General features: G+C 47.4%; 1 rRNA gene. It reads right to left on the reverse strand.

Annotated elements, in window-relative coordinates:
• Window positions 1-344, reverse strand: a 23S ribosomal RNA gene (locus H4J50_RS19920); the annotation flags it as partial.

A 344-nucleotide genomic window follows, 5' to 3' on the forward strand; every position in this document is an offset into this window, starting at 1 on the left:
CACCCGAGTTCTCTCAAGCGCCTTAGTATTCTCTACCTGACCACCTGTGTCGGTTTGGGGTACGATTCCATATAATCTGAAGCTTAGAGGCTTTTCCTGGAAGTATGGCATCAACAACTTCATCACCGTAGTGACTCGTCTCGTGTCTCAGGTTTAGTGTTTGTCCGGATTTACCTAAACAAACGCCCTACTCACTTTCACATAGACTACCAACGCTATGCTTGCTTAGCCTGCTCCGTCCCCCCATCGCAATTATATCGAGTACAGAAATATTAATCTGTTTCCCATCGACTACGCCTTTCGGCCTCGCCTTAGGGGTCGACTTACCCTACCCTGATTAACAT

The organism is Colwellia sp. 6M3, from assembly GCF_014077595.1.
Taxonomy (GTDB): domain Bacteria; phylum Pseudomonadota; class Gammaproteobacteria; order Enterobacterales; family Alteromonadaceae; genus Cognaticolwellia.